The sequence below is a fragment of the Arthrobacter livingstonensis genome, assembly GCF_003219815.1.
Classification (GTDB): domain Bacteria; phylum Actinomycetota; class Actinomycetes; order Actinomycetales; family Micrococcaceae; genus Specibacter; species Specibacter livingstonensis.
The window spans coordinates 107,000-125,555 of sequence record NZ_QJVD01000006.1; the positions used below are offsets into that span (position 1 = coordinate 107,000).

The following is an 18,556-nucleotide window of genomic DNA, read 5'->3' on the forward strand; positions in this document are numbered from 1 at the left end:
CACCCTTATGGGCACACATGACCAGACGGGGGCTGCGGAACGAACGGCCGCAGCCTCCGCCGACATACCTTCCGCCGCGCGGCGGGCCGACGAGTTTTCGGCCAGCCGCCGCGGCGTGGTGCGAAAGTACTTTTACAACCATCCCCGCGTCATGGACGTGGTGGTGGTGGTCGTGTATTTGCTGGCCAGTTCCGCAACGCTGTTCAACCACCGGATGGTCGCCAACATTCCAGTCCACCTGGTTCTGGTCGCCGCCTCCTGCCTTGTGCTGGTGTTCCGCCGGGACAGGCCGCTGGCCGTACTGGCCATTTTGTCCGTCTTTGAAGTCATCAACATCGCGATGGTGCCCAGTGCCAGCAACATCGGTGCCAGCCTGTGGTTTGCGCTGTACGCAGTGGCCCTGAGCTACCGGGGCGTTTTCAGCTTCTCGGTGGCCGCCGTTGCCTCGATTCCGCTGATTGCCTACACCCTGCTTTTCTATCAGTATCCGGCGGAATTCCTGACGCCGGATGGCCCCAGTGCCGGCGAAAGCAACGTCATCACCGTCATCGTCTTGGTCCTGGCAAACGTCATTGCCACGGGACTGGGCGCCTCGGTGCGGCGCGGGCGCGAGCACGAGGCCGAACTGCGGCAGTGGGCAGTGCGCAACGCACAGCTGGCCTCCATCGCCGAACGAAACCGGATCGCCCGGGAGATGCACGACGTCGTGGCCCACTCCCTGACCGTGATGGTGGCACTTTCCGACGGGGCCGCCGTTGTGGTCAAAAGAAACCCGGACCAGGCGGGGGAGGTGTTGGGCCAGCTTTCCCACACCGGCCGGACGGCGCTGGCGGACATGCGCCGTGTCTTGGGGGTCCTGCGTGACGACTCCGGCACGGATTCGCGCTCGCCACAGCCGGACCACACGGACCTGGCGGCGTTGTTTGAAGGGTTCCGGCAGGCCGGGATGCCGCTGTCCGTCACGCAGTCCGGCCCGTCGCTGCCCGGTGACCCTGCCCTGCAGCTGACGGTGTACAGGATTGTGCAGGAGTCGCTGACCAACGTGCTGCGCTACGGCACCTCCGTATCCCGGGTTCGGGTGCTCATTGACAACGATCCCGCGCAGGGCACGTTGAAGGTGGCGGTCGCCGATGACGGCCACGGCTCCCTCGACGCGTCGATGGGGACGGGGCAGGGCATTGTGGGCATGCGCGAACGGGCACGGATTTATGCCGGAACGGTCGACGCCGGTCCTTCCTCGCATGGCGGCTGGACCGTGGACGTGGCGCTGCATCCAGCGGCCGGGCGCGACTAAAGGGCACGCCAATGAAGGACACCCCGCCAATGAAGGACACCAGGAGAACATGTTGAACGCCGAACCCATCAAGGTCCTGCTCGTGGATGACCAGCCCCTGCTGCGCATGGGGTTCCGGCTGATTCTGGAGGGCGAGGACGATCTCACCGTCGTGGGGGAAGCCTCCAACGGGATCGAAGCGCTGGCCGCCGTCGACCGGCTGGCACCGGATGTGGTCCTCATGGACGTGCGCATGCCGCTCATGGACGGGATCGAGGCCACGGGCAGGATTTCCGGATCCGCTTCCGAGGCCCGCGTCATCATCCTGACCACCTTTGACCTGGACGAGTACGCGTTTGCCGGGCTGCAGGCCGGGGCCTCGGCGTTCCTTTTGAAGGACGTGGCCCCTGCAGAACTGGTCAATGCCGTTCGCCTGGTGGCCAGCGGGGACGCCGTGGTGGCACCCCGCGTCACGCAGCGGCTCCTGGAGAACTTTGTGCGCTCCCGGCCCGCCCGTACGCCCATGCCGAGGGACCCGCTGCTCGATGAACTGACGCCGCGGGAGCTGGAAGTGGCACAGTCCATTTCCCAGGGCCTCTCCAACGCCGAGATTGCCCACCAGCTGTTTCTGTCCGAGGCGACCGTCAAGACGCATGTGCGGCGGATCCTGACGAAGCTGCACCTGCGCGACCGCGTGCAGGTGGTGGTGTACGCCTACGAGACGGGCATGGTCACCCCGAGCAACCCGGACTACTGAGCCGGAGACGCACCGGCACCATCAGCCCAGGTCGAGCGGCCGTACCGTCCCGTAGGGGATGGCCAGGTCCTCGCTGGTCAAGGGCCGGGGCTCGGGAACTTCATTCGTGGCAAACGCGGAGGTGATTCTGTCGGTGCGAAAGACGCGCAGGGCATTGCGGAGCCGGCACCATGCCACGAGGTACCAGTCGCCGTCCTTGACGACATAGCCCATCGGCTCGACCTCGCGTTCGCTGACGGAGCCGCCGCGGTCAGTGTAATTGATGCGCAGCACGCGGCCGGTGGCTGCGGCATCGGCAACGGCGCGCGGTGTGCCCGCAGGGACGGTGGCGGAGGAGTCAAGCAGGTGGATGCTTCCGGCCAGTCGCCGGGCGGTTTCGGCGTCACCGGGCTGCATGGCCGCGACGAGCTTCCGCAAGGCCGACGACGCCGTCGAGCGAAACGGCGTGGCCTTCATCCGGTGCAGCGCCACGGCCATGGCTACGGCCTCCCCGGGAGTCAGGTTCACCGGCGGCAGTGTCCTCGCCTTGTCGAGGCAGTAGCCACCCGTCCTGCCGGGCTCGGCCCAAATCGGCACGCCTGACTGCTGCAAGGCACCGATGTCCCGTTCCATGGTGCGCGTGCTGACCTCGAAGCGTTCGGCGAGCCAGCGTGCACTGCGTGGGCGGGGCGAGACTGCGCGCAGCTCTTCCACGAGGGCGTAGAGGCGGTCGGTGCGGTTCACGGGCCAAGCCTAGCGGGGGTTTCCGGTGGCGGACCTGCTTTGGGGCGGCTGTGCGGGTCGGTCCCTTCACTGCCGGCGGGCCCGGCTGGACCTTGCCGGTGGAGGGATTGAGGCCTGACTGCCCGGCGGCGGCGTGTTTCCCACCCAGATATTTATTGTGGTCCGGCACGTTTCCCCGTTTCCAAATGGGGTTACCATTGCCATAACAGCAACTGGTCGACGGCGGAACATATCATGGATTCTCCCAAGGAACATATTGCGCCAACCCCCGGACAGCTGATCATCGCCAGGCTCGAACGCCTTGACGTCTGGTCCCTGTCTTACGTTTTTATTGGAATCATCGGCCTCGGATTCCTGTTCACCTTTTACGATATTTTCGACATCAACGTCTCCTTTATCCAGACGTGTGTCGACCTGAAGCCCGGCTGCACCCCGGAGAATGCCCTGGGCGCCCTGCCATACCCCGTTGTGCTGAACCTGGCCGGCTACGTGGTGGGCACCCTGGTCCTGAGCCCGTACGCTGACAAGGTGGGACGGCGGAACATGCTGCTGATCACCATGCTCATCACCGGACTCGGCTCGCTCTACAACGCCCTGGCACCGGGGTACGTCAACTTCAACATCGCCCGCGTCATCACCGGCATTGGCATCGGCGCGGACCTGGCCATCGTGAACACCTACATCAACGAAGTGGCGCCCCGGCGCGCCCGGGCAAAATTCACCACCATCATCTTCATCATGTCGGCGCTGGGCGCGTTCGTGGGAATCTGGCTTGGACTGATCCTTACCACGCCGTCCACGCCGTGGCCGCTGGGGCTGCCGTTCGCCGTGGCCGGACCGGGGTTCGCCAACGGCTGGCGTTGGATGTACGGTGTGGGCGCGCTGCTGGCCCTGGTCGCCATCGTCCTGCGGGTGCAGTTGCCGGAGTCCCCCCGCTGGCTGATCGGCCATGGCCGGGTCAGGGAAGCGGACGAGGTCGTCAGCGCGATGGAGTCCCGGGCCGTCCGGCACGGGGACTTGCGCGAGCCGGTGCTGGCAGACGCCGCAGCCCTTCCGCCGCCGCCGTCGAAAATGCCGTACCGCGACCTGTTCACCAGCCCGCTCTACCTCCGGCGGATCGTGCTGCTGTTCGCCGTCTGGTTCATCGGCTACATCACCGTCTATGCGTATGCCTCGGGGTTCACCAGCATCCTGACGGCGCTGCGCTTCCCGCCGCCCGAGGCCGGGGTGATAGCCGCCGTCGGCACCATCGGCTTCGTGGCCGAGGCCATCATCATGTCGTTCCTGGTGGAGAAGCTCGAGCGGCGGTTCTGGCTGCCCATTGGCGCAGCGGTGACGATTATCGGAGGCATCCTCATCGCCGCGGCCGGAACCACCATCACCGTCTCCTTCATCGGAGCCATCCTGATCTTCGCTGGCTTCAACCTCTGGGTGTCGCCGACCTACGCGCTCACCGCGGAAAGTTTCCCCACCCGGGCCCGGACCACCGGCTTCGCATTGGTAGACGGTGTGGGGCACATCGGCGGTGGCATCGGGGTCTTGGTGATTGCGCCGTTCCTGCCGCACATGTCAGTCTTCTGGGCGTTCATGCTGATTTCCGTATTCATTGTGGTGGCCTCGATTCTGGTCCAGTTCACCCCGCACACCCGCAACCGTCCGCTCGACGTGATCTCGCCCTGACGGGCTCCCGGGCCGGCGCCGGGCCGTGATTGAATCGGAGCATGACTTCTGTTGAGCACATCCTGGACCTTCGCGACTACATTGAGGCGTCGCCGTCGAGCTTTCACGCGGCGCACGAGGCCGGCCGGCGGCTCGAGGCGGCCGGCTTCACCCGGCTGCTGGAGTCCGCCGAATGGCCCCGGCACGGCAGGCACTTTGTCATCCGCGACGGTGCGCTCATCGCTTGGGTCACCCCGGAAGACGCAACCGCGACCACCGGGTTCAATATCCTGGGCGCCCACACGGATTCGCCGTCGTTTAAGCTCAAGCCAAAACCCACCACGGGGCGCTTCGGCTGGCTCCAGGCGGGCGTGGAAGTGTACGGCGGGCCGCTGCTGAACTCGTGGCTGGACCGCGAGCTGCAGTTGGCGGGCCGCCTGGTGGACCTTGACGGCACGGAATCGCTCGTGGCCACCGGGCCGCTGCTGCGCTTCCCGCAACTGGCCATCCACCTGGACCGCGCCGCCAACGACGGGCTGAAGCTGGACAGGCAGCAGCACATGAACCCGGTCTGGGGCCAGGGTCATCCCGGCAAGGAGGACCTGCTCGGGCTGCTGGCGGACAGGGCGGGCGTGGATGTGGCCACGATTGGCGGCTATGACATCGTGGTGGCGGACACGCAGCCGGGCCAGGTGTTTGGCGCCAACAATGAATTCTTCGCCGCCGGCCGCATGGACAACCTGACTTCCGTCCACGCGGGCCTGACGGCGCTGATCAACGCCTCCCAGGCAACCGCCGGCACCGTCGTCCCCGTGCTGGCCGCCTTTGACCATGAGGAGATTGGCTCGGGTTCGCGCTCGGGCGCGTGCGGCCCGATCCTGGAGGACATCCTGACCCGGGTGTCTGACGGGCTGGGCGCCTCGGTGAGCGACCGGCGTCGTGCCTTCGCCAATTCCTTCTGCGTCTCCGCCGACGCCGGGCACGCGGTCCACCCGAACTACTCGGAACGCCACGACCCGGCCAACCTGCCCGTGCTCAACGGCGGTCCGCTGCTGAAGATCAACGCTAACCAGCGCTACGCGACCGACGCGACGGGTGCCGCGATCTGGGCCGGGCTGTGCAGCGCGGCGGGCGCCCCCTACCAGGAGTTTGTCTCCAACAACGACGTCCCGTGCGGCTCCACCATCGGCCCGCTGACCGCCACACGCTTGGGCATCCGCACCGTGGACGTGGGCACTCCCCTGCTGTCGATGCACTCGGCAAGGGAGCTGTGCGGCGTGGACGACCCCTTCCACCTGGCCCGCATCGCGGAGACCTTCTTCCGGACGGCGGTGTAGGCAGTTAGGCTGCGGTGCAAGCAGGAATCCTCAATACAGCCTCAGTGTTTCCTCCACGTTGTCTGCGTGAGCCCTGAACGAATAGGGTATTAGGGGCGGCGCCGCCACGGGCGGCGCCGCACAGGTCAATATTGACGTAACACGCATACGATATGGGGGACCGCGTGACGCAGACGCCGCACGAGCCAGACACTGGGGAACTGTCCCAGTTCCAAAACCCGCAAGGGTCCGAAGAACCAGGAGTGGGCAGTCCGGCTCCGCCCGCAATGGCGGGGGTGGGCGGGGCCGCCGCCCCGGACCTGCCGGCCGCCCCGGCAGCCGAACCAACCGAAGTGCCGGCTGCAGGGCCTCATCCGGCGGTCATCTCGGCGGGCAACCACGACAAAGGGACCCGTTTGCCGGCATCCCTGGTGCCGGCCCGGTGGTGGACGGGAGCGGTGGCCGGGGCGGGCGCCTATGTGGCCACGCTCGTGGTGGCCCTGTTGCTGACGCTGCTCGCTGTTGTGGGATTGGCTGCCACCGGGTCCTCCGATTCCATCGACGTGCCCAGCAACCCGCTGGTTTCCAACAGCGACCTTCCGTCGCCGTGGTCCATCTTGTTCCAGTTCGCGGCCCAGCTGCCCGCCCTGGGCATGCTCGGTTCGCTGAGTGGCGCCGTGTCGATCGATGCGGGCATGTTTGGTAGCGTGCAGGCAACCATCGGGATCACCATGGTGCCGCTGGCGCTCACCGCCATTTCCGTCGTGGCACTTTTCTGGGGCTCCAGGCTGGCTGAGCGGCTGGCGCCGTCATCCGGCAGGCTGCAGCGCTGGGCGCAAGCTGTGGTGGGCGGCATTGCCTTTTCATTGCTGCTGAATGTTATCGCCACGGCGGCATCGATCAAGATCACGGCGTCCGAGCATGCCGCCATCAATCTCAATGCCGGAAATTTCGCCTCGATCTTCGTCGCCTTCATCGTCGCGCTGTTGGTAGGCATCGCCGCCCGGACCGAACGTCGGGATCAAAAGACCGTCTCCGGGCGGGTCGCCTACCTGCGCTCCCTGCTGCGTGACGCAGTGCTCGCCGCCACCGTGCATCTGGGCGCATTCGTCGTCATCGCGGTCCCCGTAGTCGTGGCCGTCGTAGGCGTCAAGGCAGGGTGGGCGGCATTTCTCTCCTTCCCGCTGTGGGCACCCACGGCAGGGCTGCTCCTGTTCGGCATGGGGCACCTGGCGGCTTTTGGCCGCTCCGCCGAGGGCAGCCTCGGCGGAGGATTGGGAAGTTCGTCGCAGAGCGCCTACGGATACGCGGTCGCCGGCCTGGACGATTTCGGGATTCCGGCTTGGGCCGGCGGGCTGCTGGTCGTGCTCGCTTTGTTGGCCATGTGCGCCGCTGCCACCTGCTGGTACCTGCGGCGTGGTGCGCAATCGCCGTCGAACCCCCTGAGCTGGGTCTACCTGCCCGTCGTGTTCCTGATCACCGGCACATTCGTCACCTGGCTGGGATCGGTCTCCGCAAGCGGACACGCAGGATCCCTGGCCAGCGGTTCCGCGGGTATCGGGTTGGCATGGTGGACCCCGTTCCTGATGCTCGCGTGGGGTGGGGCGACGGATGCTGCCTCCAGATTCCTGGCACCGAAGCTGGCCCCGGTCCTGCCCGCAGCCCTTGTCGCCTTCGTACAAAAGTATCCCTCGGCCCTCCATGACACCGGGTTCCAGGTCCAGGCCGGCACCCCGGCTGCGAACCTTTCCCAGGCCCGCGCCCAGGCCCAGGGCCACGGAGAGGCTCCTGTCGCCACACCCGTCGATCCGGCACGCGCCGCAACGGCCCTGCCTCGAGATCCCGGCAACCCGGAGCCGCCGGCACCCGTCGTCGTGCCCCGGCCTCCGATGTCCAAGAAGGCCAAGCGCAGCCTTGCGCTCGTCGGTGGCGCCATCGCCCTGGTGGCCGTCCTTGCCATCGGCGCAACGGTGGCCGTGAACGTGGTTCGCGGCTCCCACGGCCCCGACAAGGCGGTCTCCGGGTTCCTGGATGCCGTCGTTGCCGGTGATGCCGCCAGGGCCATGGAAATCGGGGATCCCAGCATTCCCAACGACCAGCGCGGCCTGCTCTCCAATGCCATCTATGCGAAAGCTGCAAAGCGTGTGGACAGCTACAGCATCGTCTCCACCACGGTGGACGGGGACGGCGCAACCGTCCGGGCCGAACTGCGCCAAAACGGCACAAAGGTCCCGCTCACCTTTAGCCTCGTGAAGAAGAACCCGGGTTTCCTGGACCCGCACTGGTGCCTGCAAAACGTGCCGATGGGCTCCGTGGCCGTTGCAGTGCCGGGACAGGCTGACTCCGTGACCGTCAACGGAGTCGACGTCAAGGTTGGCAACAGTGGCACCAGCGACAGCGGCGTGCTCCGTCTACCCGCCTTTCCCGGAAGCTACACCGTGGGGCTGCCCGCGTCCTCCAAGTACCTTTCGGCCGATCCCGTGACCGTCGACGCCCGGCTTGGTGAGCAGGCGCCGTCAATGCCGGCAACGCTGGAGACGCGGCCCAACGAGGCGTTCGGCAAGGAGGTCCAGGCGCAAGTGAACAGCATGCTCACCACGTGTGAAAAGTCCACGGACATCCGGCCCGAAGGGTGTCCCTTCAGCCGGTACACCTCGGGCAAGGTGCGCAACGTTGTGTGGAAGGTTGCCACACGACCGACAGTGACGGCCGCTTCCTACGGTGAGGGCACCTGGTACCTGTCCACCGACAAGGCCGGGGCCGCAACGGTGAGCTTTGAGCGCGACAGCTCTTACGGCTTCGGCACGCCCAAGTGGGAAAAGGACTCTGAAAGCGACATCAGCATCCAGGTCAGCGGCAAGGTCGCCCTAGACGGCGAAACCCTGACCGTCTCATTCGCGAACTGACAGCACCTGACCCGGGCACGGCACCTCGGGGGGAGGGACGGCATCGGCAATCACCGGCGTCGTCCCTCCCTTGTTGGCTACTGGGCCAGGCTCACGACCAGGTTGATGGTGGTGGCCAGGATGCCGGTGCCAAACACAAATGCGAGGAGGCTGTGCCGGAGCGCGGCGGACCGCATGGCGCGCGTGGTGATGTTGGTGTCCGAGACCTGGTAGGTCATGCCAACGCTGAACGCCATGTACGCGATGTCCGTGTACTGCGGGGGTTCGTCCTGGTTGAAGCTGATTCCGCCGGGCTCGCCGCCATAGTAAATCTCCGCATAGCGCAGCGTGAACAGGGTGTGCACCAGCAGCCATGACATCGCCGTGCACGTCATGGCCAGCAGCGCCAGCAGGAACTTGCCGCTGCCCGCCACGTCCTTGCTGCCCACGATCACCAGCACGACGGCGGCCAGCGAGCCTACCGCGGCCAGCAGGATCAGCAGGTCCGAGGTGTTGCGCCCGGGGTCCTCCTCCTGGGCGTGCGCCGCCGTGCGGGCATTGTCCATGGGGGCAATGGTGAGCCACACCCAGAGGTTGTAGACCAGGGCCGCGACGGTCCAACCCACGGCGGGGGCGTAGACCCACGCGCCAAAGATGCCGGTGGCCGCCGCGGCGAGGGCGCCGCCGGCCACCATGCCGGCGAGGCGCAGCCGGCGGTGCCGCGTCCGTTGCGAAGTGCTGGAGTCCATGGGGTGATCATGCCACGGAGCGGGGCCGCTCCGCCGGAGCCGCGCCCCGCCCCTCAGGGAAGCGGGCCGGTGGCGCGGGCGAGGAGTTTTCCCAGCAGGCCGGGGTTCCCGGCGGCGGCGCCCATCCGTGCCTCCTTGACCCAGTCCGGGTCCAGGGCACCCCAGTTGATGGACCATCCGGCGCTGCGGGCCAGCTGCTCCAGGAACACAGCCTGGCTGCGGATGTTGCCGTCCCGAAATGGATCCAGCACGGCCATCGCACCCCAGTGGCGGGCCACCGCCACGGCAAAGGCGTCGCGGTCCAGCCCCGTCAGGAAGTCCTCAGTCTTCAAAGCGCCAAACACGTCGTCGGCCGCGGACTCAAGGAATTCCGGGCGGCAATGGACGACGCCGGTGCCCCTGGCCGCCCTGTCCGTCTGCCGGAACGTGCCGGCCCATTCATAGAGCTCGCCAAACAGCCGCCGGTGGATGGCCTGCAGGTGCCCGAACGTGAAGGTCGGATCCGCCGGTGCCGCGGCCAGCGAGGCCAGCCCGAGCTCCACCAGCCCGTTCTCGACCCGGCTCAGCCCAAACTGGTCAACGAGGCTGAACTTGTTCCGGAGCACCTCGGAATTGGGGTAGGTATATCGGTCAGGCATGGCAGTTACTGTACCTCCGGGAGGGTGGCGGCGAGGTAGCGGCGGACCGCCGAATCATGGGTGGAGGTGCCCCGCAGGATCCTTCGGGCGAGGCGCTGGGAACGGCCGTCCGGCCGCCCGCCGGCAAATTCCCGGATGGCGGCGGCGAATTCCATGCCCTTGGCGACTTCCTGCTCGTCCAAACCGCTGGGGTTCTGCGCTGCTGGCATCTGCGAATTCCTTCTGGGCCGGTCCTGTCTTCTAAGGCTCACTCTATGCGCGTCGGCAGGCTTCGGGTGGAAGAGAGGGACGGCTCATTGGCCGTGCCTTCAGTGGAGGGTGGTGATGGCCGGTGACAGGAGGTCCCGCAATAGTTCGGAGCCTCGGGAAATAGCGATGATGCGTGCCTCTATGGCGCCGTCCAGGCCCAGCTTGTCCCAGTGGATCTTCCAACCGGCCTGCGTGGTCATCTGGTCAAAGAATGCCGACTGGCTGCGTGTGTTGCCGTCCCGGACCGGGTGAAGGGCTGTCAGCTCGCCTCAATGATGGGCAAGGCGTGCGGTAAGGGTGTCATGGCCCAAATTGAGCAGGAAGTTGTCAGCAACGATGCCGGCAAACACATCCTTGCCAAAAGACTCAATGAACTCGGGGCGGCAATGCGCAACCCCTGTTCCCATGGCCTGCGTGTCCGTGGTTCGGATTTCACCAGTTCACGAATAGAGCCGTCCTACGAGGCGACGGTGGATGGCCCGCAGGTGTGGGAAGTCGAACGACCCGGGGATCGGGTGCTCCCGGAATCGGGCGAGCCCGATTCCGGCCAAGTCCTCTTCAGCTGGATCGAGAAGCCTCTGATCCCGGATTCCCGCGATATTGATGAGGATGTCGGTGCCCGGATAGGTGTACTTGTCCGGCATCAATGTCACTCTCCCGTGGCGAGAATTTCAGCGAGTCGAATCTCCACGGCCTCATCGGCATCGGACGAGGCGGGCATTACGCTTGACCGACCCGAGCCAAGGAGAACAAATTCGGATTGAAAGTGGTCGCATCGCCCCGGTCGCCCCTGTGGCGAGGGTTACGCACAGGGGCGACCGGCCGCCGTCGTGCGTCCTGTAAGATGGACAAGTCTGTGCTGGCACCGGACCGGGCCACAAGCCCTGGTCCGAGAGTGGCGCAGGCACCGCAAATGAACCTCCTGTTACGGAAAGACCGTAACCGCCCAGCCCAAAGGAGGTGGGTTCACATATGCGTCCTTACGAATTGATGGTAATCATCGACCCCGAGGTCGAAGAGCGTACCGTAGAGTCGTCGCTTCAGAAGTTCCTCAATGTCATCACCAACGATGGTGGAACCATCGAAAAGGTTGACATCTGGGGCCGTCGCCGTCTGGCGTACGAGATCCAGAAGAAGGCTGAAGGTATCTACGCCGTAGTGAATTTCACTGCTGCCCCGGCTACCGCCCAGGAACTTGACCGCCAGCTTGGCCTCAACGAGACCATCCTGCGCACCAAGATCACCCGTCCGGAAGAGCAGAAAGTGGTTGCCGAGTAATTTCGGTCCCCCACCTTTCGTTCTTTCACCGTAGGAAAACACCCAAGCAGGAAGCAGGAGCAGATGGCAGGCGAAACCACTATCACGGTCATTGGTAATCTCACCAGCGACCCAGAACTCCGGTTCACACCGAGCGGTTCGGCAGTAGCGAACTTCACCATTGCGTCGACTCCGCGGACCCTTGACCGGCAGAGCAACGAATGGAAGGACGGCGAAACGCTGTTCCTCCGCGCGTCAATCTGGCGTGAAGCGGCCGAGAACGTGGCCGAGTCCCTCACCAAGGGCACCCGCGTCATTGTCTCCGGCCGGCTGAAGTCGCGGACCTACGACACCAAAGAAGGCGAAAAGCGCACCGTCATGGAGCTTGAGGTCGACGAGATCGGCCCCTCGCTGCGCTACGCCAATGCCAAGGTCAACCGCACCCAGCGCTCCGGCGGTCAGGGTGGGAACAACTTTGGTGGCGGCAACGGCGGCCAGGGCGGCAACTTCGGCGGCGGAAACGCTGCCGGCGGCCAGGGTGGTTTTGGCGGCAATTCCGGCGGAGGCAACTTCGGCGGCAATGGCGGCCAGCAACAGCCCCAGGCTGCACCGGCGAACGACCCCTGGGCAACGCCCGGCGGCGGTTCCACCGGTTGGGGCGCGGGTCCGGACAACTCCGAGCCCCCCTTCTAGCACTATCAATAGTGCGGCAACCGCCGCACGCACACCATCCCGCGGATTAATATCCACGGGCTCCACGAATACTAAGGAGCTCCACGATGGCTAAGGCTGAACTCCGTAAGCCCAAACCAAAGTCCAATCCCTTGAAGGCCGCTGACATCACTGTCATCGACTACAAGGACGTAGCATTGCTGCGCAAATTCATCTCTGACCGTGGAAAGATCCGTGCGCGCCGCGTCACGGGTGTCACCGTTCAGGAGCAGCGCAAAATCGCCCAGGCAATCAAGAACGCCCGCGAAGTTGCACTGCTGCCCTACTCCGGCGCTGGCCGCGGTTAAGGGAGATAAATAAACATGGCAAAGCTCATTTTGACCCACGAAGTATCCGGTCTCGGTACCTCAGGTGACATTGTCGAGGTAAAGAACGGTTACGCACGTAACTTTCTTCTGCCCCGCGGTTTCGCCCTTCCCTGGTCCAAGGGTGGCGAGAAGCAGGTTGAGTCCATCAAGGCTGCCCGCGCCGCCCACGAGCACGCTTCCGTTGAAGCTGCCCAGGCCCAGGCTGCAGCACTCTCCGCCAAGCCGGTCACGCTGACCGTCAAGGCTGGCGAGTCCGGACGCCTGTTCGGCACCGTCAAGACTGACGATGTTGCAAAGGCTGTTGCTGCTGCCGGTCTCGGCAACATCGACAAGCGCAAGATTGAACTGCCCACCCACATCAAGTCGGTTGGCACGTTCAAGGCAAATGTCCGTCTTTACGAAGACGTCACAGCCGTAGTCACCCTGAACGTGGTTGCAGGCAAGTAGCCTAAGACAACGCTTCACAGGCAAGGCCCGGTTCCCGCGAGGGAGCCGGGCCTTGCCTGTCCTTGCGCGGCTATAGGTTTCTGTGCGCCTGAAGGGATTCGACGACCTGCGTCGTCATGTGCCGGTAAGTGGTCCCGATGAGCTCCCGCAGCACGCCCAGATCGACGTTGGCCAGCTTGTTGACGTATACGCAGGCTGAGCCGCTCTTGACGGTCCCCAGCCGTTCCAGGAGATGGTCGACGCCGGGCGGCTCGCCGGTTTCCTCGTGCATCATCGCCATGAGGGCCCGGGCGTCCGCGCGGTGGGTTGCGTCTTGTTGTGCCCTGACGGTGCCGCTGTCTTCGGTACCGCCACCGGTTGCCTCCTAATGTTGCCACCAGCCTAGTGGGGTCCGACCATGCACCGGCACGTCCGCCCGGGTGTCCTGCCGGAGCCATTGTCCTGCGGGAGCCTGGCTTCGGCAAGGGGCAGCGGGTGCCGGCGGGGCGGCCCAGCGGTTCGTGGTTACTCGTGAGTACATGCCTTCGCCCGCATAAGTGCAGGTCAGCGTCCCGCGCCGCGTGTCCATGATTCACAGGGTGGGCATATAACTGTGGATATCTCATTGGCTATCCCTGTTTTTCGGTGTTGTCAACATGCAAGTTGTGGATGAGAGTTGCATGATGAATTCTTTTCTTCCACAGGCCGCAGCTAGCGTTTGCGCAGGTCAGAACCATATGGGTGATGCAAATCATCGCTTATCCACACTGTTTTCCCCATCCTGTGCACAAGACATGGCACTTAATGCACAAGTTATCCACAGTGGTGGTGGATGACGGGGTTGGTAGTTGTCCACAGAGCGTCTACCGTTGCAGGGGATCCCCTCCGCCGAGCGACGATAATGTCGTTATGAGCTGGTAGGACGGGAGGAAGAAATCTCGCGGAAACCCAGCGGTTTCGAATTATGTCAGACCAGCAGGTACGAAAGTGGGCACAAGTCATGTCAGCTCCAGCAAGGGACACCGCGGAGTCGTCCAGGGAGCCGGACTTTGCCCGGACGCCTCCGCAGGACCTCGTAGCGGAACAAAGCGTCCTAGGCGGCATGATGCTTTCCAAGGATGCCATTGCCGACGTCGTTGAGGTCCTGCGCGGGAATGATTTCTACCGGCCCTCCCATGAGAGCATTTACGAGGCGATTCTTGATCTCTATGGCCGCGGCGAACCCGCCGACGCCGTCACCGTGGCCGATGAACTGACCAAGCGCACCGAAATCGGCAAGATTGGCGGGGCTGCCTACCTCCACCAGTTGATCCAGTCCGTCCCCACGGCCGCCAACGCCGGCTTCTATGCCGAGATCGTGGCCGAGCGCGCCGTGCTGCGACGCCTAGTCACCGCCGGCACCAAGATCGTCCAGATGGGCTATGCCCAGGACGGCGAAGTTGAGGATGTGGTGAACGCCGCCCAGGCGGAGATCTTTGCCGTGGCCGAGCGCCGCACCACCGAGGACTACGTGATCCTCAAGGACGTCATGGAATCCACGGTGGATGAGATCGAGGCGTCCGGCCACAAGGGCGAAGGCATGACCGGTGTCCCCACAGGCTTCTATGAATTTGATGAACTGACCAACGGCCTGCACCCCGGACAGATGATCGTCATCGCCGCCAGGCCGGCCGTGGGCAAAAGTACGTTCGCACTTGACTGGGCCCGCTCGGCTGCCATCACGCACAATATGGCCACCGTGGTGTTCTCCCTGGAAATGGGCCGCAATGAGCTGGCCATGCGCCTGCTCTCCGCCGAGGCCACCATCAGCCTGCAGGACCTCCGCAAGGGAACCGTCAAGGATGACCAGTGGTCCAAGATCGCCACGACCATGGGCAGGATGAACGACGCCCCGCTGTTCATTGACGATTCGCCTAACATGTCGTTGATGGAGATCCGCGCCAAGTGCCGCCGCTTGAAGCAGCAGCACGACCTCAAGCTGGTCATCCTCGACTACCTCCAGCTCATGTCCTCTGGCAAAAAGGTGGAATCGCGTCAGCAGGAAGTCTCCGAGTTCTCCCGCGCCCTGAAGCTCCTTGCCAAGGAACTGCAGGTACCCGTGGTGGCACTGTCACAGCTGAACCGTGGCTCCGAGCAGCGCACGGACAAGAAGCCCATGGTGTCCGACCTCCGCGAATCGGGCTCGATTGAGCAGGACGCGGACATGGTGATCCTGCTCCACCGCGAGGACATTTATGACAAGGAGTCCGCGAGGGCTGGTGAGGCCGACGTGATCGTGGCCAAGCACCGCAACGGTCCCACCAAGACGATCGTCGTGGGGTTCCAGGGCCACTATTCACGGTTCGCCAACATGGCCAGTGACAGCGGCGGCGGAGGGTACTAGCCCTGGGTCTGAGGATGATCCGTACGGAATTTCACGCTAAGGAACCTGCCGGATGGAACCAACCTAGCTTTGAATTCAATGAGTCCCGCCGGGGGAACGCCAACCGCTGCGCCTACGCCGTGGTTCCGTCCCCTCACAACGGTGGAGCAAGACCACTCCATAAGGTGGACTGGCAGGGAGCGGGCGAAGACAATTCTCGCCTTGGACCTCCCTGAAATGCGGCAGCTAATCCAAGCGGATCCCAAGTATCTGAGCAGGGTGGACACCCCTGTCCTCATTGATGAGTGGCAACATGTCCCGGAGGTATGGCACCGTGCCCGCCGCCTCGCCGACAGTGACTCGACCGGCGAACGATTCATCCTGGCTGGCAGCGCTGCACCTGTGGGCGCCCACCTCCACTCCGGTGCCGGGCGTATCATCAGTTTCCGTATGCGGCTTCTCTCCATCGCGGAACGCCACTTGGCAACGCCCACCGTTCGGTCCGCGATCTGCTCAATGGAAACATCCCTGACATCCACGGTTCCAGTGACGTCGAACTGCGCGACTATGTCCGCGAGATCGTCGCCTCTGGCTTCCCGCAGGTTCGGCAGATGAGTGATCGCGCCCGCGGAGTTTGGCTAGATGATTACATCGAGCGTGTCATCACTCACGACTTCACTGAACAGGGGCACCGCATCCGGCGGCCGGAACTTCTGCGGGGTCGGCTGCGAGGGTATGCCTCGGCCACCGCCTCCGCAACCACGTTTGCCAAGATCGGCGCCAGTCTCGACCCAGGCGAACCAGCAGGACCAACGAAAAAACCTCGATTGCCTACGGTGACGTTCTCAGCAACCTATATCTGCTCGACCAAGTCGACGCCTGGTCGCCCAGTCAGAAGCTCCTGGCACTAGCGGCCCTCGCGCCGAAGCACTTTCTTGCCGACCCGGCGCTTTCCGCGCGACTACTCAACCTCAACGAGGCCAAACTGATGGCTGCCGCTGAGCCTACAACCAACAATGGGGACCGAACTCGCCTCGGCGATTTCTTCGAAGCGCTCGTAGCTCTCAGCCGCCAAACCTATGCAGCGGCAAACGACGCGCAAGTGTCCCACTTCCGTGACCATGACGGGCGGCATGAGATTGACTTCATTATCCACCGAGGACACACAGAAGCCGTGGGTTTTGAAGTGAAGCTAAAGTCCTCGATCACCGACCGCGACGTCCGTCACCTTCTCTGGTTAAACGAGTCACTCCCCGACCAAATCGCGGACCTCGTCATCATCGACACCGGCGCCCACGCCTATCGTCGACAAGACGGCGTGGCGGTTATCCCGCTCACGTTACTCACCGCCTGAGGGGCAGCATACGGGCGTGGAAACATGTGAAGCTGTTGGCGCCGACGCTCGAGGTGCGGCACCCGCAAACCGAACCTCTTGTGGGACGGTCGGTTGAACACGCTGGGCCATTCCACTCAATGGTGCGTGTTGAGAGTTGGCCATCCGGCGCCCGCCGCTTCGTCAATGGAGGAGAGAACGATTATTTGTAGACCTCACGGCGGTGTGCCTCCCGGACCACGCTTACGACAAGAACCTCGTCGAGCACTTCATAAAGTACTCGATAGTCACCAACACGGATTCGCCAGGCATTGCTTTCACCAGCGAGTTTCTTACATCCAGCTGGCCGGGCATCCTGGGCGTGCGCGGCCCCCGACGGCGTCGACGATCTCGATGTCCAACTCGGTATGGTCGCACTGCCACTGCTCGTTCGCGCGGCCGGCGGTTCGCCGGAACACCAGCTCGAAACGGTCCCGGTAGGCCGCGTGGCCTTCAAGCGCGATCGTGCGCAGACCGGGATCGATGGCGGCAACGACCGCCCGGACCGTTGAGTAGCCGGGGGGCGGAAAGACCGCGGTCGAGCGCGACGGCACAGATCCGTCGGTGGATGAACGCGATGGTCGGTGCCGGGCGGCGGAGCGCGAGGCCTTCGATGGCGCCAATGATCTCGGGCGGGAGCGAACGGCTCCCGCGGTCCGAGCGTGGTTGGCGGCCCAGGGTCTTGACCGACCCGCCAGCGCGGAGTCCTGCCGTCAATCGTTGCAGTGTGCGGAGGGCGATGCCGGTCTGACCGGAGATCCTGGCGAGGGGAACACAGTCGTCGAAGTGCTGCCGGAGCAGCGCAACGCGTTCTTCGGCGGACAGCGGATGCTTCATGACCGGGCAGCCGCCTGCTGGTGGCGGTAGAGCGTCGCGCGGCTCCAGCCCACCAGACGGGCCGCGTCCACAGCTGTCCGCCCGTTGGCACGGGCGTCTCGTGCGATAGCCAACTTGTCGGCAATGACCAACGGGTCGGACGATGGCCGCCCGAACCGTGTTCCGTTCTGCCTCGCCGCAGCGATGCCGGCATTAACGCGCTCAACAATCAGTTCGCGTTCGTACTCGGCGAGGGTGGCAAGCATATTCAGCATCAGCCTTCCCGTCGACGTGGCCGGGTCAATCCCGTCAGAGATTGACCTGACATGGATGCCACGTTCCCGCAGCAGCTTCACCGTGTTCAAGACATCGATCAAGGATCGGCCGAGCCTGTCCACCCGCCAGACCACGACGGTGTCGCCTTCGTCTGCGTATTCGAGGAGTCTCTTCATGCCGGGCCGCTCGACCGCGGCCCTCCTTCCGGAAGTGAAATCAGCGAAGACATCACGTTTCTGAACCCCCGCAGCAACCAGCGCATCAAGCTGCAACTTCGCGTCCTGGCTCGAGGTACTCACGCGCGTGTATCCGAGATGTCTCACCCGGCTATTGTGCCTCAGAAACCTCCGGCCAGCACCCGGCTGAGACGATTTACGGTGAGACATCTTTCCGAGACACGCGGCCGCCCGGCACGACGTCGATTACTTCGATCCTCAAAAACATGACATCCGTGTCTCGAAAAACTGTAGATTTCCAAGACGCGCCCCAGATTGGACTGAAGCAATCATGAAAGATGAACCTGTCGCCCCGTCCTCGAGAGCGACCTTCGAGTGTGGTGAGTTGGAGCGGGCCTAGCGAGCGAGGTCAATTGCCAAAATGGGATACCCGTCCGCTTGAAAATGGCTGCTCCTACTTCTCGCGCTTGCTTAACGGAGCACTGCACCGTATATTCGGACTACTGCTCCGATTAGAGCAGTTCAGCTTCCTGTCCTGGGATGAGCGCACATGTGTCGCCCGATCGCCGCTTCGCGGTTGAT

General features: G+C 64.3%; 23 protein-coding genes. 14 read left to right on the plus strand and 9 right to left on the minus strand.

From position 1 onward, the window contains the following. The first annotated feature begins 7 nt into the window (after positions 1 to 7). Both CVV68_RS07430 and CVV68_RS07435 read left to right on the plus strand, forming a co-directional pair. Entirely contained in the window at positions 8 to 1,294 is a 1,287-nt protein-coding gene (locus tag CVV68_RS07430; RefSeq protein ID WP_245933404.1) for a sensor histidine kinase, read from the plus strand. Between the two features lie 49 nt (positions 1,295 to 1,343). Then, complete coding sequence (locus CVV68_RS07435; protein ID WP_211320750.1) at positions 1,344 to 2,030, plus strand: response regulator; 687 nt, start codon at positions 1,344 to 1,346, stop codon at positions 2,028 to 2,030. A 21-nt stretch (positions 2,031 to 2,051) separates the two neighbouring features. Here CVV68_RS07435 and CVV68_RS07440 read toward each other — a convergent pair whose 3' ends face one another. Further along, positions 2,052 to 2,753 carry a helix-turn-helix transcriptional regulator gene (locus tag CVV68_RS07440; protein ID WP_110500372.1) on the minus strand — a complete coding sequence of 234 codons (702 nt, stop codon included), beginning with the start codon at positions 2,751 to 2,753 and terminating at the stop codon, positions 2,052 to 2,054. Positions 2,754 to 2,987: 234 nt separating this feature from the next. On the opposite strand from CVV68_RS07440, the gene CVV68_RS07445 reads away from it, so the two are divergent. The 3 genes from CVV68_RS07445 to CVV68_RS07455 all read left to right on the plus strand — a co-directional run bounded on the left by CVV68_RS07445 (position 2,988) and on the right by CVV68_RS07455 (position 8,634). Then, positions 2,988 to 4,433 carry an MFS transporter gene (locus CVV68_RS07445; RefSeq protein ID WP_110500373.1) on the plus strand — a complete coding sequence of 482 codons (1,446 nt, stop codon included), beginning with the start codon at positions 2,988 to 2,990 and terminating at the stop codon, positions 4,431 to 4,433. 41 nt (positions 4,434 to 4,474) lie between these two features. After that, entirely contained in the window at positions 4,475 to 5,749 is a 1,275-nt protein-coding gene (locus CVV68_RS07450; protein WP_110500374.1) for a M18 family aminopeptidase, read from the plus strand. Positions 5,750 to 5,913: 164 nt separating this feature from the next. Continuing rightward, a complete protein-coding gene (locus CVV68_RS07455) occupies positions 5,914 to 8,634 on the plus strand; it encodes a hypothetical protein (protein ID WP_146238848.1) in 2,721 nt (906 codons plus the stop codon). 77 nt (positions 8,635 to 8,711) lie between these two features. On the opposite strand, the gene CVV68_RS07460 is transcribed toward CVV68_RS07455, so the two are convergent. The 4 genes from CVV68_RS07460 to CVV68_RS23425 form a co-directional block, all read right to left on the minus strand. Next, entirely contained in the window at positions 8,712 to 9,362 is a 651-nt protein-coding gene (locus tag CVV68_RS07460) for a DUF1345 domain-containing protein (RefSeq protein ID WP_110500376.1), read from the minus strand. 53 nt (positions 9,363 to 9,415) lie between these two features. Beyond that, entirely contained in the window at positions 9,416 to 10,000 is a 585-nt protein-coding gene (locus CVV68_RS07465) for a Fic/DOC family protein (RefSeq protein WP_110500377.1), read from the minus strand. Positions 10,001 to 10,005: 5 nt separating this feature from the next. Continuing rightward, positions 10,006 to 10,209: a hypothetical protein gene (locus tag CVV68_RS07470; protein WP_110500378.1), complete on the minus strand. Its 204-nt coding sequence runs from the start codon at positions 10,207 to 10,209 to the stop codon at positions 10,006 to 10,008. A 99-nt stretch (positions 10,210 to 10,308) separates the two neighbouring features. Then, positions 10,309 to 10,449 (minus strand): hypothetical protein, encoded by a 141-nt coding sequence (locus CVV68_RS23425; RefSeq protein ID WP_170133116.1) that lies wholly within the window; start codon positions 10,447 to 10,449, stop codon positions 10,309 to 10,311. A gap of 102 nt (positions 10,450 to 10,551) precedes the next feature. On the opposite strand from CVV68_RS23425, the gene CVV68_RS23135 reads away from it, so the two are divergent. The 5 genes from CVV68_RS23135 to rplI all read left to right on the plus strand — a co-directional run bounded on the left by CVV68_RS23135 (position 10,552) and on the right by rplI (position 12,993). Beyond that, positions 10,552 to 11,013, plus strand: a complete 462-nt coding sequence (locus CVV68_RS23135) for a hypothetical protein (RefSeq protein ID WP_146238849.1) — start codon at positions 10,552 to 10,554, stop codon at positions 11,011 to 11,013. 208 nt (positions 11,014 to 11,221) lie between these two features. Continuing rightward, positions 11,222 to 11,527, plus strand: coding sequence for a 30S ribosomal protein S6 (gene rpsF, locus CVV68_RS07480; protein WP_110500380.1), 306 nt, complete (start codon positions 11,222 to 11,224; stop codon positions 11,525 to 11,527). A gap of 63 nt (positions 11,528 to 11,590) precedes the next feature. Then, a complete protein-coding gene (locus tag CVV68_RS07485) occupies positions 11,591 to 12,199 on the plus strand; it encodes a single-stranded DNA-binding protein (protein ID WP_110500381.1) in 609 nt (202 codons plus the stop codon). An 86-nt stretch (positions 12,200 to 12,285) separates the two neighbouring features. After that, positions 12,286 to 12,525: a 30S ribosomal protein S18 gene (gene rpsR, locus CVV68_RS07490; protein ID WP_003800144.1), complete on the plus strand. Its 240-nt coding sequence runs from the start codon at positions 12,286 to 12,288 to the stop codon at positions 12,523 to 12,525. 15 nt (positions 12,526 to 12,540) lie between these two features. Next, entirely contained in the window at positions 12,541 to 12,993 is a 453-nt protein-coding gene (gene rplI, locus CVV68_RS07495; RefSeq protein WP_110500382.1) for a 50S ribosomal protein L9, read from the plus strand. 70 nt (positions 12,994 to 13,063) lie between these two features. Here rplI and CVV68_RS07500 read toward each other — a convergent pair whose 3' ends face one another. Continuing rightward, positions 13,064 to 13,264 carry a hypothetical protein gene (locus tag CVV68_RS07500; protein ID WP_110500383.1) on the minus strand — a complete coding sequence of 67 codons (201 nt, stop codon included), beginning with the start codon at positions 13,262 to 13,264 and terminating at the stop codon, positions 13,064 to 13,066. Between the two features lie 708 nt (positions 13,265 to 13,972). Here CVV68_RS07500 and dnaB point away from each other — a divergent pair. The 4 genes from dnaB (at position 13,973) to CVV68_RS07515 (ending at position 16,688) form a co-directional block, all read left to right on the plus strand. Next, positions 13,973 to 15,355, plus strand: a complete 1,383-nt coding sequence (gene dnaB, locus CVV68_RS07505) for a replicative DNA helicase (RefSeq protein WP_110500463.1) — start codon at positions 13,973 to 13,975, stop codon at positions 15,353 to 15,355. A gap of 78 nt (positions 15,356 to 15,433) precedes the next feature. Next, positions 15,434 to 15,949, plus strand: coding sequence for an AAA family ATPase (locus CVV68_RS24895; RefSeq protein WP_110500384.1), 516 nt, complete (start codon positions 15,434 to 15,436; stop codon positions 15,947 to 15,949). Further along, positions 15,892 to 16,245, plus strand: coding sequence for a DUF8612 domain-containing protein (locus CVV68_RS25130; protein ID WP_497707308.1), 354 nt, complete (start codon positions 15,892 to 15,894; stop codon positions 16,243 to 16,245). The genes CVV68_RS24895 and CVV68_RS25130 overlap by 58 nt, the downstream gene beginning before the upstream one ends. 77 nt (positions 16,246 to 16,322) lie before the next feature. Next, a complete protein-coding gene (locus CVV68_RS07515) occupies positions 16,323 to 16,688 on the plus strand; it encodes a DUF4143 domain-containing protein (protein ID WP_497707307.1) in 366 nt (121 codons plus the stop codon). A gap of 181 nt (positions 16,689 to 16,869) precedes the next feature. Here CVV68_RS07515 and CVV68_RS07520 read toward each other — a convergent pair whose 3' ends face one another. From CVV68_RS07520 to CVV68_RS07530, 3 genes are all read right to left on the minus strand, one after another. After that, the gene (locus tag CVV68_RS07520) at positions 16,870 to 17,076 is read right to left on the minus strand and encodes a type II toxin-antitoxin system RelE family toxin (protein WP_110500464.1); all 207 of its coding nucleotides are present in this window, start codon (positions 17,074 to 17,076) and stop codon (positions 16,870 to 16,872) included. Further along, positions 17,000 to 17,260, minus strand: coding sequence for a hypothetical protein (locus tag CVV68_RS23430; protein ID WP_170133110.1), 261 nt, complete (start codon positions 17,258 to 17,260; stop codon positions 17,000 to 17,002). The genes CVV68_RS07520 and CVV68_RS23430 overlap by 77 nt, the downstream gene beginning before the upstream one ends. A 279-nt stretch (positions 17,261 to 17,539) precedes the next feature. Continuing rightward, the gene (locus CVV68_RS07530; RefSeq protein WP_110500386.1) at positions 17,540 to 18,121 is read right to left on the minus strand and encodes a recombinase family protein; all 582 of its coding nucleotides are present in this window, start codon (positions 18,119 to 18,121) and stop codon (positions 17,540 to 17,542) included. Between the last annotated feature and the right edge of the window lie 435 nt (positions 18,122 to 18,556).

What these genes read in the sequence shown, in the direction of transcription:
- CVV68_RS23425 (WP_170133116.1), bottom strand. Translation starts at nt 10,449, where the DNA reads ATGACCACGCAGGCCGGTTGGAAGATCCACTGGGACAAGCTGGGCCTG.
- rpsF (WP_110500380.1), top strand. Translation starts at nt 11,222, where the DNA reads ATGCGTCCTTACGAATTGATGGTAATCATCGACCCCGAGGTCGAAGAG.
- rpsR (WP_003800144.1), top strand. Translation starts at nt 12,286, where the DNA reads ATGGCTAAGGCTGAACTCCGTAAGCCCAAACCAAAGTCCAATCCCTTG.
- CVV68_RS07500 (WP_110500383.1), bottom strand. Translation starts at nt 13,264, where the DNA reads ATGCACGAGGAAACCGGCGAGCCGCCCGGCGTCGACCATCTCCTGGAA.
- CVV68_RS07450 (WP_110500374.1), top strand. Translation starts at nt 4,475, where the DNA reads ATGACTTCTGTTGAGCACATCCTGGACCTTCGCGACTACATTGAGGCG.
- CVV68_RS24895 (WP_110500384.1), top strand. Translation starts at nt 15,434, where the DNA reads ATGAGTCCCGCCGGGGGAACGCCAACCGCTGCGCCTACGCCGTGGTTC.
- CVV68_RS07445 (WP_110500373.1), top strand. Translation starts at nt 2,988, where the DNA reads ATGGATTCTCCCAAGGAACATATTGCGCCAACCCCCGGACAGCTGATC.
- CVV68_RS07465 (WP_110500377.1), bottom strand. Translation starts at nt 10,000, where the DNA reads ATGCCTGACCGATATACCTACCCCAATTCCGAGGTGCTCCGGAACAAG.
- CVV68_RS07515 (WP_497707307.1), top strand. Translation starts at nt 16,323, where the DNA reads ATGGCTGCCGCTGAGCCTACAACCAACAATGGGGACCGAACTCGCCTC.
- CVV68_RS07435 (WP_211320750.1), top strand. Translation starts at nt 1,344, where the DNA reads ATGTTGAACGCCGAACCCATCAAGGTCCTGCTCGTGGATGACCAGCCC.
- dnaB (WP_110500463.1), top strand. Translation starts at nt 13,973, where the DNA reads ATGTCAGCTCCAGCAAGGGACACCGCGGAGTCGTCCAGGGAGCCGGAC.
- CVV68_RS07485 (WP_110500381.1), top strand. Translation starts at nt 11,591, where the DNA reads ATGGCAGGCGAAACCACTATCACGGTCATTGGTAATCTCACCAGCGAC.
- rplI (WP_110500382.1), top strand. Translation starts at nt 12,541, where the DNA reads ATGGCAAAGCTCATTTTGACCCACGAAGTATCCGGTCTCGGTACCTCA.
- CVV68_RS07430 (WP_245933404.1), top strand. Translation starts at nt 8, where the DNA reads ATGGGCACACATGACCAGACGGGGGCTGCGGAACGAACGGCCGCAGCC.
- CVV68_RS07460 (WP_110500376.1), bottom strand. Translation starts at nt 9,362, where the DNA reads ATGGACTCCAGCACTTCGCAACGGACGCGGCACCGCCGGCTGCGCCTC.
- CVV68_RS07470 (WP_110500378.1), bottom strand. Translation starts at nt 10,209, where the DNA reads ATGCCAGCAGCGCAGAACCCCAGCGGTTTGGACGAGCAGGAAGTCGCC.
- CVV68_RS23135 (WP_146238849.1), top strand. Translation starts at nt 10,552, where the DNA reads ATGGCCCAAATTGAGCAGGAAGTTGTCAGCAACGATGCCGGCAAACAC.